At 72.4% G+C, this 13,230-nt stretch carries 11 protein-coding genes; 1 reads left to right on the forward strand and 10 read right to left on the reverse strand.

Annotated features, from left to right (window positions below; all coding sequences use genetic code 11):
* Positions 1 to 213 precede the first annotated feature (213 nt).
* The 7 genes from QT381_RS07935 to QT381_RS07965 all read right to left on the reverse strand — a co-directional run bounded on the left by QT381_RS07935 (position 214) and on the right by QT381_RS07965 (position 7,390).
* Positions 214 to 1,368 carry an ABC transporter substrate-binding protein gene (locus QT381_RS07935; RefSeq protein ID WP_289248343.1) on the reverse strand — a complete coding sequence of 385 codons (1,155 nt, stop codon included), beginning with the start codon at positions 1,366 to 1,368 and terminating at the stop codon, positions 214 to 216.
* 91 nt (positions 1,369 to 1,459) lie between these two features.
* Complete coding sequence (locus tag QT381_RS07940) at positions 1,460 to 2,266, reverse strand: ABC transporter permease (RefSeq protein WP_289248344.1); 807 nt, start codon at positions 2,264 to 2,266, stop codon at positions 1,460 to 1,462.
* On the reverse strand, positions 2,263 to 3,063 hold the full coding sequence (locus QT381_RS07945; protein WP_289248345.1) for an ABC transporter ATP-binding protein: 801 nt from the start codon (positions 3,061 to 3,063) through the stop codon (positions 2,263 to 2,265). The genes QT381_RS07940 and QT381_RS07945 overlap by 4 nt, the downstream gene beginning before the upstream one ends.
* Positions 3,060 to 3,926 (reverse strand): ABC transporter permease, encoded by an 867-nt coding sequence (locus QT381_RS07950; RefSeq protein ID WP_289248346.1) that lies wholly within the window; start codon positions 3,924 to 3,926, stop codon positions 3,060 to 3,062. The genes QT381_RS07945 and QT381_RS07950 overlap by 4 nt, the downstream gene beginning before the upstream one ends.
* Entirely contained in the window at positions 3,923 to 4,951 is a 1,029-nt protein-coding gene (locus QT381_RS07955; protein WP_289248347.1) for a TIGR03842 family LLM class F420-dependent oxidoreductase, read from the reverse strand. The genes QT381_RS07950 and QT381_RS07955 overlap by 4 nt, the downstream gene beginning before the upstream one ends.
* Before the next feature lie 43 nt (positions 4,952 to 4,994).
* Positions 4,995 to 6,461 (reverse strand): dihydropyrimidinase, encoded by a 1,467-nt coding sequence (gene hydA / locus QT381_RS07960; protein WP_289248348.1) that lies wholly within the window; start codon positions 6,459 to 6,461, stop codon positions 4,995 to 4,997.
* 80 nt (positions 6,462 to 6,541) lie between these two features.
* Positions 6,542 to 7,390 (reverse strand): nitrilase-related carbon-nitrogen hydrolase, encoded by an 849-nt coding sequence (locus QT381_RS07965; RefSeq protein ID WP_289248349.1) that lies wholly within the window; start codon positions 7,388 to 7,390, stop codon positions 6,542 to 6,544.
* Between the two features lie 112 nt (positions 7,391 to 7,502).
* Here QT381_RS07965 and QT381_RS07970 point away from each other — a divergent pair, with 112 nt between their 5' ends.
* On the forward strand, positions 7,503 to 8,825 hold the full coding sequence (locus QT381_RS07970) for an aminotransferase class I/II-fold pyridoxal phosphate-dependent enzyme (protein ID WP_289248351.1): 1,323 nt from the start codon (positions 7,503 to 7,505) through the stop codon (positions 8,823 to 8,825).
* 37 nt (positions 8,826 to 8,862) lie between these two features.
* On the opposite strand, the gene QT381_RS07975 is transcribed toward QT381_RS07970, so the two are convergent.
* Genes QT381_RS07975 through QT381_RS07985 form a run of 3 tightly spaced genes read right to left on the reverse strand, consistent with a single transcriptional unit; the run spans position 8,863 to position 13,189 of the window.
* Entirely contained in the window at positions 8,863 to 11,013 is a 2,151-nt protein-coding gene (locus QT381_RS07975) for a transglutaminase TgpA family protein (RefSeq protein WP_289248352.1), read from the reverse strand.
* The gene (locus tag QT381_RS07980) at positions 11,010 to 12,263 is read right to left on the reverse strand and encodes a DUF58 domain-containing protein (RefSeq protein WP_289248353.1); all 1,254 of its coding nucleotides are present in this window, start codon (positions 12,261 to 12,263) and stop codon (positions 11,010 to 11,012) included. Before QT381_RS07980 ends, QT381_RS07975 begins: the two co-directional genes overlap by 4 nt.
* Positions 12,264 to 12,271: 8 nt before the next feature.
* The gene (locus tag QT381_RS07985; protein WP_289248401.1) at positions 12,272 to 13,189 is read right to left on the reverse strand and encodes an AAA family ATPase; all 918 of its coding nucleotides are present in this window, start codon (positions 13,187 to 13,189) and stop codon (positions 12,272 to 12,274) included.
* Between the last annotated feature and the right edge of the window lie 41 nt (positions 13,190 to 13,230).

Consider the following 13,230-nt stretch of genomic DNA (forward strand, 5'->3'; position numbering starts at 1 on the left):
CGTCCTTCGTCGTGCGAACCGCCTCACCCGAGCGTGTTACTCGAAACCGGGCGGATGTCCGGCCGGTTTCGAGTAACACGCTCGGGTGAGCGGGATTCGGGTGGTGCGGGGGGGGTGCGGGTGGTGCGGGTGGGGCGGGCGGGGTGGGTGCGGAGCGGGGCCGGCCGTGGCCGGCCCCGCTCTCGGTGCCGCTGGCGCGGCTCGGGGGTACGGCTACTTGCCGCCCTCCTTGAGGGTGACCGTGAGCGGCGTGAAGTCGGTGCCGAGCACGTCCTCCCCCTCGCTCTTCAGCTCGTCGAGCGCCTTCGTGACGTACTCGTTCGAGAACGCCGTCGACGGCGGGTCGGCGGTGATGATCGTGGAACCGGTGTTGTCCTTCGTGTTCTTCGCGATGTCGACGGTCTGGTCCCACTCGTCCTGGTTGATCATGCCGATGCCCGAGGTCGAGGGCCAGATCAGCTTGTTGACCTCGTTGGTCTGCCAGAGCTGGTGGCTCGCGCCGAGCTGCGAGCCGTCCTTGACGACGAGGTCCGCGGTCTCCTGCGGGTGGTCCCGGGCGTACAGCCAGCCCTTGATCGAGGCCTTGATGAACTTGACCGTCTGGTCGGCGTAGGCGCTGTCGTTCGCGAGCTTGTCGGCATCCGCCCAGATCGCGTCCTGGAGCATCGCGGTGCCCTCGTCGTTCCAGTCGATGACGTTGAGGTCGTCGGGCGTGTAGAGCTTGCCCGTCGCGGGGTTGATCGACTCGAGCACCTGCGCGTACTCGTTGTACGTCATCGCCTGGGCCGCGTCGATGTCACCGGCCAGGAAGCCGTTCATGTCGAACGCCTGCTGCACGAGCGAGATGTCCTTGTCGGTGTCGATGCCCGCCTTCTGCATGCCGGCGAACAGCTCCCACTGGTTGCCGTAGCCCCAGCTGCCGACCTTCTTGCCCTTGAGGTCCGCGGCGGTCGTGATGTCCTTGTCCTTGAACGAGATCTGCGTCGTGCCGCTGCGCTCGTAGATCTGCGCGACATCCGTCACGTTCGTGCCCTGCTCGATCGACCCGAGCACCTTCGGCACCCACGAGATCGCATAGTCGGCGTTGCCGGCGGCGAGCTCGTCGATCGGCACCGTGTCCGTGCCGGCCTCGTTGATCGTGACGTCGAGTCCCTCGTCCTGGTAGTAGCCGAGGTCACGGGCCGCGTAGTAGCCGGCGAACTGCGCCTGGGCCACCCACTGCAGCTGCAGGGTGACCGGGGTGAGCTCGCCGTCGCCGCCCGCGCTGGGCGACGAGCCGGGGGTCGACCCCGAGCAGCCGGTGAGCGCGAGCGCGGTGGCGATGCCCACCGCCCCCACGCTCGCGGCGATGCGGATGCTGTGTCTCATCAGTGCTTCCTCCTGTTGATGTGCGCTGGTTGGTGGTGCGGGTGGTGCTCGTCGCGCCGCGGGCCGGGGCCCGGGAGCGGACGGTGAGCGCCTACCGACGGCGATGTCGGAGGACTATGAGCTCGATCGCGTAGGTCACGAGGTAGAACGCGAGTCCCGTGACGATGGCGCCGATGACGAAGGCCCAGGCCAGCGGATAGTCGCTCGACGAGACCGCGCTCGTCACGGCCTTGCCGAGTCCGGTGACGGGTCCGCCGAAGTACTCCGCGACGAGCGAGGAGATCACCGCGAGCGAGGAGGCGATGCGCAGGCCCGTGAACAGGAACGGGAGGGCGCCCGGCAGCGTCACGGTGCGCGTGGTCTGCCATCCGGTCGCGGCGTACGCGCGCATGAGGTCGCGGTGCACGGGCAGCGACGTGAGCAGCCCGCGCAGCGTGTTGAAGTAGACCGGCACGAACACCGCGATGGCGGCGACGATGACGCGCGTGGTGTCGGTGCTCGAGTCGAACATCGTGTAGAACACGGGCGCGAGCGACACGATCGGGATGACGGACAGCGCCGTCGCGATCGGCGCGCCGAGCTGCTCGATGGGCCGCACGGCCGCCGCGAGGGCCGCGATCAGGATGCCGACGACCGCTCCGACGACGAGGCCGAGCAGAGCGTTCCACCCGGTCGCGAGCGCCGCCGGGACGATGAACTCGATGCGGTCGGCGAACCGCGCGCCGATCGCGAACGGTGCCGGCAGCACGAACGGCTTGATCGCGAGCACGACCGTCGCGGCCTGCCAGAGCAGCACGATCGCGACGCCGAGCACGAGCGGCGCGACGACGGTGCGCACGCGCCCGCGGGCGGCGCTGCCGGCGAGCGCGCCCTGGGCCTGTCCGAGCGCCTGGCTCATCGGTTGTCGACCCCCAGCGCCGTGGGCGTGCCGCCGTGCAGCGCCTCGCGCACCGCCGAGACCCCCGCGAAGAACGCGGCGTCCTCGCGCAGCCCCTCGGTGCGCTCCTGGGCGCCGCCGAGCGTGATCGGCACGATCTCGCGGATGCGGCCGGGCCGCGGCGACATGACGACGACCCGGTCGGAGAGGAACACCGCCTCGGGGATCGAGTGGGTGACGAAGACGACCGCGGCGCCGGTGTCGGCGCAGATGCGCGCGAGCTCGGTCTGCATCCGCTCCCGCGTCATCTCGTCGAGCGCGCCGAACGGCTCGTCCATGAGCAGCAGCTTCGGGCTCTCCGCGAGCGCGCGGGCGATCGCGACGCGCTGCTGCATGCCGCCGGAGAGCTGGTCCGGGTAGCGATCGCCGAACTCGCCGAGGCCGATGAGCGCGAGCAGCTCGTCGCCGCGGGCGCGCCGAGCGGATGCCGCGACGCGGTGCAGCTGCAACGGCAGCTCGATGTTCTCGCGCACGGTCCGCCACGGCAGCAGTCCCGCCTGCTGGAACGCGATGCCGTAGTCCTGGTCGAGGCGCGCCTGCTTCGCGCTCTTGCCGAACACCTGCACGGTGCCCGAGGTCGGCGCGTCGAGATCGGCGATGAGGCGCAGCAGCGTCGACTTGCCGCATCCGCTCGGTCCGATGAGCGAGACGAACTCGCCGGCCGCGACCTCGAGGTCGACCGCCTCGAGTGCGATCGTGGTCTGCTTCTTCGAGGCGAACGTCTTGTTCACGCCCGTGACGGTGACGGCGGCGCTCACGCCGTCACCTCCGCGCGGCGGTAGCGGCGCAGCACTGTGCCGAGCAGCACGATGACGCCGGCCGCGACGAGCCCGATGAGCACGGCGCCGGCGATGGGCGACCACTGCTTCGCGGGATCCGCGGAGCCGGACTGGCCGAAGACGATGATCATGCGTCCGATGCCGCCGTTGAGGCCGATCGAGACCTCCGCGACGACCGTGCCGACGACGGCGTTCGCGGCGGCGAGGCGCAGCGCCGGCACGAGGTACGGCACGCTCGCCGGCAGCCGGAGCCGCACGAACGAGCGCCACCAGCCGACGCCGTAGGAGCGGAACAGGTCGCGGTGGGCGGCGTCCGGGGCCTCGAATCCGCGCAGCGCGCCGATCGCGACCGGGAAGAACGCGAGATAGCTCGCGATGACGGCGACGCTCATCCAGTCCTCCCAGCGGAACGACTCGGTGTGCAGCGTCGCCCCCCAGCGCTTGACGAGCGGCGCGATGGCGATGAGCGGCACGGTCTGGCTGAGCACGATCCACGGCAGCAGGGCCGACTCCGCGGTGCGGAAGCGCTGCATGAGCATCGCGAGGCCGACGCCGACCACGACCCCGACGAGCAGGCCGACACCCGCGACGCCGAGCGAGAACGCGGCGGCCTGCAGCGTCGCGACGACGAGCAGCGGGGACCCCGCGGCGCCCGAGACCGGCTCGAGCGCGCGGCCGAGCATCGTCCAGAGGTGGGGCATCGCCGCATCGCTCGTGCGCGGCAGCACGGTGAGGCCGCCGATGACGAGGCCGTCCGCCGGCGCCAGGGCCTTGTAGAGCTCCCAGGCCACGGCGAGCAGGATGACTCCCGCGACGCCGAGGACGATGCGGCGCGCGGTCACGACTTCGCCGTCACGTGGTCGGACAGGGCGGGGATGACGTGCTCGCCGTACTGGCGCAGCGTCTCCTCCTTGTTGTCGTGCTGCAGGTAGCCCGCGAACTGGTCCACGCCGAGCTCGCGCAGCGCCTCGAGCTTCGCGATGTGCTCGTCGGCCGTGCCGAGCACGCAGAACCGGTCGACGATCGCGTCGGGCACGAAGTCGACGTGGTCGTTCTCGGCCCGGCCGTGCGAGTTGTAGTCGTAGCCGGTGCGCCCGGCGATGTAGTCGGTGAGCGCCTGCGGCACCGCGCCGCCCGTGCCGTACTTCGACACGATGTCCGCCACGTGGTTGCCGACCATGCCGCCGAACCAGCGCGACTGCTCGCGGGCGTGGGCGAGGCCCGCATCCGTGCCGTCGGTGATGTACATCGGAGCGGCGACGCAGAACGTGACCGCGTACGGGTCGCGGCCGGCGTTCGACGCGGCCGTGCGCACCGTCTCGATCATCCACTTCGCGATGTCGAGGTCGGCGAGCTGCAGGATGAAGCCGTCGCCGACCTCGCCCGTGAGCTTGAGCGCGAGGGGGCCGTAGGCCGCCACCCAGACGTCGAGCTCGGAGCCGTGCGACCACGGGAACCGCAGCGTCGCGCCGTGGTAGTCGACGCTGCGCGAGTTCGCGAGCTCCCGGATGACGTGGATCGCCTCGCGCAGCTCCTTCAGGGTCGTCGGCTTGCCGTTCGTGACGCGCACCGCCGAGTCGCCGCGGCCGATGCCGCAGATCGTGCGGTTGCCGTACATCTCGTTGAGGGTCGCGAAGACGGATGCCGTCACCGTCCAGTCGCGCGTCGCCGGGTTGGTGACGAACGGGCCCACGGTCACGCGCCGGGTCGCCGCGAGGATCGCCGAGTAGATGACGTACGGCTCCTGCCACAGCAGGTGCGAGTCGAAGGTCCAGACGTGGCTGAAGCCGTACTGCTCGGCGAGCGTGGCGAGGTGCACCGTGCGCGACGCCGGCGGGTTGGTCTGGAGGACGGCTCCGAAGTCCATGGTGCTGCTTTCTGTGTCGTCGGGTGGTGGTCTCGAGACGCGGTCAGGAGAGGTACTGGGTGAGTCCCCGCCTGATGTACTGGCCGTGGCCCTTCGTGCCGACGTAGCCGGTCTCGTCGACGACGACCGTGCCGCGCGAGATGACCGTGTCGACGTGCCCGTCGATCTCGTAGCCCTCCCACGCGGAGTAGTCCATGTTCATGTGGTGCGCCGCCCTGCCGGTCGCTTCGCCGCTCGCGTCGAACGGCAGACCGATCGACGTGTGCCCGTTCGGGTCGTAGACGACGATGTCGCCGTCGGCGCCGGGCTGGATGACGCCCTTCCTCCCGTACATGCCGAACATGCGAGCGGGAGTCGTCGAGGTGATCTCCACCCAGCGCGGCAGGGTGATCTGGCCGGTGACGACGCCCTGGTACATCAGGTCCATCCGGTTCTCGACGCTGCCGATGCCGTTAGGGATCTTCGAGAAGTCGCCGAGGCCCATGTCCTTCTGGCCCTTCATGCAGAACGGGCAGTGGTCGGTCGAGACCATCTGCACGTCGTTCGTGCGCAGGCTCTGCCACATGTAGTGCTGGTGGCCCTCGTGCTTCGAGCGCAGCGGCGTCGAGCACACCCACTTCGCGCCCTCGAAGTCGCCCCACTCCTCGCTCGTCGCGCCGAGCTGGTCCTCGAGCGACAGGTACAGGTACTGCGGGCAGGTCTCGGCGAACACGTTGAGGCCGCGGTCGCGGGCGGCGGCGATCTGCTCGACCGCCTGCTTCGCGCTGACGTGCACGATGTAGAGCGGCGTTCCCGTGAGGTCGGCGATCATGATCGCGCGGTGAGTGGCCTCCTCCTCGGCCTGCCAGGGGCGGGAGGTGCCGTGGAAGTACGGGCTGGTCTTGCCCGCGGCGATCGACTGCTTCACGATCTCGTCGATGATGGCGCCGTTCTCGGCGTGCATCATCATCATCGCGCCGTTCTCGGCGCCCTTCTGGAAGGCGCGGAAGATCTGTCCGTCGTCCGACAGGAACACGCCCTTGTAGGCCATGAACAGCTTGAAGCTCGTCACGCCCTCCTCGATGAGCTCGTCCATCGCGGTGAGCGACGAGTCCTGCACGTCGGACAGGATCTGGTGGAAGCCGTAGTCGATCGCGCACTGGCCGGCGGCCTTCTCCTGCCACAGCTGGTACTGGTCGAGGATGTTCTGCTCGGGGTACTGCACGACGAAGTCGACGATCGACGTGGTGCCGCCCCAGGCCGCGGCGCGCGTGCCGGTCTCGAACGTGTCCGAGGCGAACGTGCCGCCGAACGGCATCTCCATGTGCGTGTGCGCGTCGATGCCGCCCGGGATGACGTACTTGCCCGTCGCGTCGACCACGCGGTCGACGGATGCGGCCAGATCGTGTCCGAGCAGCGTCGAGCCCGGCGCGAGCACGGCGGCGATCGTCTCGCCGTCGATGAGCACGTCGGCCTGCGCGGTGCCGGTCGCGTTGACGACCGTGCCGTTGCTGATGAGGGTTGTCGCCATCCGTCTGTCCTTTCGAGCGGGTGTGGTGGTCTCGAGACGCGACGCTCGCTTCGCTCGCGCGCTCCTCGGCCAGCGGGGTGTCAGGGTGCGACGATGTCGCCGTAGGTCTCCGGCCGGCGGTCGCGGTAGAACTGCCAGTCGTCGCGCATCTGCTGCACGAGGTCGAGGTCGAGGTCGCGCACGAGCAGCTCCTCCGCGGTGCCCGAGCCGCGCTCGCCGACGAAGTTGCCGCGCGGGTCGATGATCTGGCTCGTGCCGTAGAAGTCGACGGCGAGGTCGCCGTACTCGTTGTCCTCGAGGCCGACGCGGTTCGGCTGCAGCACGAAGTAGCCGTTGGCGACCGCCGCGGCGGGCCCCTCGATCTCCCAGAGCCGGTTCGACAGCCCGGGCTTCGTGGCGTTCGGGTTGACGACGATGTGCGCGTCGTTCAGGCCGAGCTCGCGCCAGCCCTCGGGGAAGTGCCGGTCGTAGCAGATGTAGGTGCCGACCCGGCCGACCGCGGTCTCGAACACCGGGTAGCCGAGGTTGCCCGGACGGAAGTAGAACTTCTCCCAGAACCGGTCGACGTGCGGGATGTGGTGCTTGCGGTACTTGCCGAGGATGGTGCCGTCGGCGTCGACGACGACGGCCGTGTTGTAGTACACGCCGGTGTGGTCCTCCTCGTAGATCGGCAGCACGCTCACCACGCCGAGCTCCTTGGCGAGGGCGGCGAAGCGCTGCACGATCGGCCCGTCGGCCGGCTCCGCGTAGCGGTAGTACTTCTTCTCCTGCGTGATGCCGAAGTAGGGGCCGTAGAACAGCTCCTGGAACGCGACGAGCTGGGCGCCCTGTGCCGCCGCATCCCGCGCGAAGCCCTCGTGCTTGTCGAGCATCGACTCCTTGTCGCCCGTCCAGGTGGTCTGGGTTATCGCCGCGCGCACGACCGTCATGGCCTTGGCCCCTTCCTCGTTCCGGTTTTGTTATTGTTCGCGCTAAACATTTCTCTGACGTTACCTACTGTGACGCGAACGTTAAACCCGCAGCCCGGGAGAGGAGAAGCGGATGCGCGACATCCGTTCGGCGATCCAGGAGCCGACCCCGCACGGCATCGCCGGCGCCATCTCGCGGCTCATCACGTCCGGCGAGCTCGCGCCGGGCGATCGGCTGCCGACCGTGCGGGAGCTCGCGTCCGCGCTCGGCGTGAGCCCCGCGACGGTGAGCCACGCCTGGCGCACGCTCGCCTCCGCGGGCCTCATCGTGAGCCGCGGCCGCAGCGGCAGCTTCGTGCGCTCCGTGCCGCGCGAGTGGCTGCCACGCCGGTACCGCGGACTCGAGGGCGCCCTCGAGGGCGCGCTCGACCTGTCCCGCGGCTCGCCCGACCCGGCGCTGCTGCCAGACCTGGCGGCCGCGTTCGCCCGCGCCTCGCGCCGGGCCGAGGTGGTCAGCTACCAGGCCAAGCCCGACATCCCGGAGCTGCACGACCTGCTGCGCGAGACCTGGCCGTCAGCCGTCGAGTCGATCACCGTGACGAACGGCGCGCTCGACGCGATCGATCGCGTGCTCGCCGCGCTCGCGCGCTACGGGGACCGGGTCGTCGTCGAGAGCCCGACGTTCCCGCCGTTCATCGACCTCATGGACAGCTACGGCCTGGAGCCGATCCGCGTGCCGCTCGACGAGCATGGCCCGCGCGTCGACGCGTTCGCCGCGGCGCTCGCGCAGGCGCCGTCGTTCCTGCTGCTGCAGCCGCGCGCCCAGAACCCGACGGGCGTCTCGACCACGCCGGCGCGCCTCGCCGAGCTCGCCGGGATGCTCGCGCGCTCCCGCAGCGCGGCCGACGCGATCGTCATCGAGGACGACCACTCCGCCGAGATCAGCGTCGCGCCCGCGGTCACGTTCGCGACGGTGCTGCCCGAGCGCACGCTGCACGTGCGCAGCCTGAGCAAATCGCACGGCCCCGACCTCCGCGTCGGCGCGCTCGGCGGCCCCCGCCCGCTCGTCGACCGCGTCGTCGCCCGCCGCCTGCTCGGTCCCGGCTGGACCTCGCGGATGATCCAGGTGATCGTCTACGAGCTCATGACCGAGCCCCAGCCCGTCGCCGAGGTCGCGCTCGCCCGGGAGACCTACGCCGCCCGGCAGCGCACGATGAGCGCGGCGCTCGCAGTCCGGGGGGTGCGGATGCCGACGGCCGACGGCATCAACCTGTGGCTGCCCGTCGCCGACGAGCGCAGCGCCGCCGTGCAGCTCGCGGCCACGGGCATCCGGGTCGCCCCCGGCGCCCCCTTCCAGCTCGGCGACGACGGACCGCACGTGCGCGTCACGGTCGGCGCGATCTCCGGCGAGCTCGACCCGATCGCCGACGCCCTCGCGGCGGCGACGCGCGCCTGAACCCGGGCCGGGCGAGCGGGTCGGGCCGGCGAGCCGGTCACTCGGCCGGGCGGTCGCGCACGAGGGAGCGCGGGGCGAACGACGCCCGCAGCCGCCGGGCGCGCGTGGCCGACGCCCGGAGCCCGGCGATGACGCCGCGCACGTCGGCGGGCTCGACCGCGGCGCCCGACTCGGCGTAGGCGGCGCGCTCGACGGCGCCCCGCACGCGCACGAGCGCCTCGACGGCCGCCGCGTCGAGCGACGGGGCGATGCGCTCGCCGAACGCGCGCGGCGTCTCCCCCGCGACGCGGTCCACGCCGAGGTCGAACGCCGAGTCGCCGAGCTCGCGCCACGCGCCGAGCGGATCGTCGGGGTGCGCCAGGCGCCGGCCGCGGCGCACGCGGCGGACGCCCCACGGCACGAGCAGCACGAGGATCGCGGCGAGCACGATGCCGAGCACCGCGAGCACCCGGCCGAGCGTGCGCAGCGCCGCCGCGGCGGCATCCGCGTTCGCGCGCTCCTCGGGCGTGCCGTCCGTGGGGCGGCTCGCGGTCGGCCGTGGCGACGCGGTCGACGAGGAGGTCGGCGTGCTCGTCGGCGCGCTCGTCGAACCGGGCGTCGACGCGATCGGGAAGCTCGGCAGCACGCCGCGACCGGGCGTCGGCTCGAAGCGCACCCAGCCCACGCCCGCGAAGTACAGCTCGGGCCAGGCGTGCATGTCGTCCGTGCTCACGGTGTAGGTGTCCGTGCCGCCGCTCGTGCCGGACACCGTGCCCGGCAGGAACCCCACGGCGATGCGGGCCGGGATGCCCAGGGTGCGCGCCATGATCGCCATCGCGGACGCGAAGTGCACGCAGTAACCGGCCTTCTGCGCGAGGAACGCGGCGACGTAGTTCGCCTGCGACCCGTCGTAGCCCCCGGAGCTCGGCGCGTCGATCGAGTAGCGGAACGTTCCGCCGCGGAACCAGGACTGCAGCGCGAGCGCCTTGTCGAAGCGGGTGTCGGCGTCCGCCGTGACCTCGCGCGCCGTGTCGGCGACGACGGCGGGCAGCCCGTCGGGCAGCGCGAGCTGCTCGTCGAACCCGGAGCCCGCCGCGGGGGCGGCCTCGAGCGACTCGCGCGTGGGCCGCGCGATGTCGCTCTTGACGACGTACTTCTGCCCGCTGATGCTCGAGCCGGTCCCCCGCACGCCGAGCGTGTCCGGGTCGAAGCCCCAGGTGCCGGTGAGTCCCTGCACCGACCACGGCGCCCACGGCGAGGGCGCCCAGATGTCCCGGATGGCGCCCATCCGCACCGAGGTGCGCACGCTCGAGACCGCCGCGTCGGCCGGGCGGCCGGGCACGGGCCCGATCCGGCTCAGGTCGCCGTCCAGGTCGGCGCCGTCGTCGATCGCCCACTGCTGCCCGTCCAGGTCGTCGAGCACGGTGAGGGTGAAGTAGAGCGGCCGGTCCGCGTCCGTCGTGTACGTGAACGCGGTCGTCGGATCCGGGCGCCGCAGGTCGGCGCCGAGGTCGACGATCGGGTTCGCGCTGAGGCCGGTCTGCGCGCCAATCGGCGGAGTGTCCGGTGCGACCGGCGGCAGCACGAGCGCGAGCACGAGCGCGGCCACCACGGCGGACGCGCCGACCGCGACCGCGACGGCGCGCGTCCGCCGCCCGCGGCGCGTCACGAGCACGGCGAGGTAGGCCGCCGCGAGCAGGGCGAACAGCACCGGGTCGTCGAGCGAAGGCTGGATGAGGCTCGGCACCGCCGCGACGACGAGCAGCGGGATGCCCGTGAGCGCCGGCACGGCGAGCGCCACGCCGATCAGGTCGACGACGATCGCGACGGCGCCGAGCCCCGCCGCCAGCAGGAAGACGATGCCGGGCGTCGCCTCCGCCGGCGTGCCCTGGGCGCGGATCGACTCCACGCCGTGCTGCCCGAGCACGACGAGCGCGTCGACGCTGCCGAACGTCGGGATGATGCCGAACAGGGCCGGACCGGACGCGAAGAACAGCGTGACCACGAGCACGAGCGCGGCGATCTGGGCCGCCACCGCCCAGCCGGCGCGGCGCACGAGCGCGCCCACGACCGCGCCGACGCTCGCGACGAGAAGCAGCGCGGCGCCCACGACGAACAGCCAGCCGATGCCCTGCAGCAGACCGTGGAACGAGCCCGCGACGACGAGCATCGCCCCGAGCAGGAGGCCGCGGCGCACGAGCGCGTTCACGCGGCGTCCCCCGCGAGCGCGACCGCGGCCCACACCGCGGCGAGGTCGTCGTCGGGGCGGAACAGCACGACCGTGAAGCCCGCGCCGAGCAGGGCGTCGCGCGCCGTCGTCGAGCGCTCCGGCAGGAACACGACGGCCCGCTCGCGCGGCCGGCGCAGCGCGAGCAGCCAGTCGAGCGTCTCGGGCGCCGGGTCAGCGACGACCGCGAACACCGCGCCGCCCGCTTCCGGGGCGCGATCCGGCCGCCGGGCCTCGCCGAGACGGATGGTGGCGAGGCTCGTGAGGAACGGCTCGTCGGCCGCGCCCGCGGCGCCGAGCGGCTCGATCTGCCGGTCCGCGGACTCGAGCACCGAGACGGCGTAGCCGGTCTGGCGCAGGTGCACGCCGATCGACGCCACCATCCGCACGACCCACTCGAACGTCTCGCTCTCGGCCTCGCCCGCGGCGAGCGTGCCGGGCGCGGCATCCGCGTAGCCGTCCCGGCGCGTGTCGACCGCGAGCCGCACCTCGGGCTTGGAGCGCTGCTCCTCCTGCCGCACCATGAGCTCGCCCTGGCGCGCCGAGACGCGCCAGTGCACGCGCCGCATGGCGTCGCCGCGGCGGTACTCGCGCGTCATGAGGTCGTCGCCGCCGGCGAGCACGGCGCGCTGCACGAGGCGCGCCTCTCCCTCGCTCGACGACTCGCCGAGGCCCGCGTCCACGAGGTCGACGAGCTGCGGCGTCACGACGACGGACTGCGCCGCGCCCGCGACGACGGTGTGCCGCACGAGACCGAACGGGTCCTCGAGCTCGACCTCGAGCGGTCCGATCTCGACGACGCCGCGGCGCGGCGGACGGGTCGTGTAGCCGAGGGTCGTCGCGTCGGTGCGCGCGCCGGCGCGCACTCCGCCGCTCGCGAGCGGAGCGAGCGGAGCGTCGGCGGTCGCGCCGGGCGGGAACGACAGCCGGTCGCGCCACAGCGCCGCCCCCGAGCCGCGCGGGGAGCGGTTGCGCGCGGCGATCGTGACCCGCACGGGCGCGCCGGCGGCCGCGAGCGGCGGCACGAGGGTGCGGGCCACGGCGAGCCGCGGCCGGCGCAGCCGCACGGCGATCAGCCCGGCGGCGAGCAGGGCCGCGCCGAGGGCCGCCGCGAGCTGGAACACCGGGTTGCCCGCCGCGTAGGCGAGCACGACGAGCACGACGACGGATGCCGCGAACACCCGCCCGCGGGCGGTGAGCACGAGCCGGTGCGAGCGGCGGCGTGCGGCCACGGCGATCGTCAGCGCCCGGCGCCGAGGGGCACGGGCGTCGCGGCGACGATGCGGGCGAGCACGTCGGGCACGCTCGCGCGCGAGCTCGCGCCGCCCGAGGCCACCCGGCCGGTGGCGATGAGCCGGTGGGCGAGCACGGGCACGGCGAGCGCGTCGACGTCGTCGGGCAGCACGAAGTCGCGGCCGTCGAGCGCCGCGCGGGCGCGCGCCGCTCGGGCGAGCTGCAGCGTCGCGCGCGGGCTCGCGCCGAGCCGCAGGTCGGGGTCGCGACGGGTCGCCTGCACGAGGTCGACGGCGTACTGCTCGACCGCGGGGCTCACGAACACGCCGTGCACGTACGCGATCATCGCCTGCAGTCCGTCGACGCCGACGACCGGCTCGATGTCGTCGAGCGGGCTGCGCTGCTCGCGGTCGCGCAGCATCGCCACCTCGGACGCGGCATCCGGATATCCCATCGAGATGCGCGCCATGAACCGGTCGCGCTGGGCCTCGGGCAGCGTGTAGGTGCCCTCCATCTCGATCGGGTTCTGCGTCGCGATCACGGTGAACGGGCTCGCGAGCCGGTAGGTCGCGCCGTCGACGGTGACCTGGTGCTCCTCCATGCACTCGAGCAGGGCGGACTGCGTCTTCGGGCTCGCGCGGTTGATCTCGTCGCCGACGACGACGTTCGCGAAGATCGGGCCCGGCTTGAACTCGAACTCGCGCGTGGTCTGGTCGTAGATGCTCACGCCGGTGATGTCGGCGGGCAGCAGGTCGGGCGTGAACTGGATGCGGCTGACCGAGCAGTCCAGGCTCTTGGCGAGCGCGCGGGCGAGCTGGGTCTTGCCGACGCCCGGCACGTCCTCGATGAGCAGGTGTCCCTCGGCGAGCAGCACGGTGAGCGCCATCGCGACCGCCTCGGGCTTGCCGTCGATGACGCGCTGCATGGCGTTGAGCACGAGGCCGCTGAGTCGGTAGAACTCCTCGG

The sequence above is a fragment of the Galbitalea sp. SE-J8 genome (genome assembly GCF_030345695.1).
Taxonomy (GTDB): domain Bacteria; phylum Actinomycetota; class Actinomycetes; order Actinomycetales; family Microbacteriaceae; genus JAUASV01.

Bases quoted from the DNA above. Each gene is read 5' to 3' on its own strand.
- QT381_RS07965 (WP_289248349.1), bottom strand. From the start codon at position 7,390: ATGACGGTCGTGCGCGCGGCGATAACCCAGACCACCTGGACGGGCGAC.
- QT381_RS07955 (WP_289248347.1), bottom strand. From the start codon at position 4,951: ATGGACTTCGGAGCCGTCCTCCAGACCAACCCGCCGGCGTCGCGCACG.
- hydA (WP_289248348.1), bottom strand. From the start codon at position 6,461: ATGGCGACAACCCTCATCAGCAACGGCACGGTCGTCAACGCGACCGGC.
- QT381_RS07970 (WP_289248351.1), top strand. From the start codon at position 7,503: ATGCGCGACATCCGTTCGGCGATCCAGGAGCCGACCCCGCACGGCATC.
- QT381_RS07940 (WP_289248344.1), bottom strand. From the start codon at position 2,266: ATGAGCCAGGCGCTCGGACAGGCCCAGGGCGCGCTCGCCGGCAGCGCC.
- QT381_RS07985 (WP_289248401.1), bottom strand. From the start codon at position 13,189: ATGCAGCGCGTCATCGACGGCAAGCCCGAGGCGGTCGCGATGGCGCTC.
- QT381_RS07935 (WP_289248343.1), bottom strand. From the start codon at position 1,368: ATGAGACACAGCATCCGCATCGCCGCGAGCGTGGGGGCGGTGGGCATC.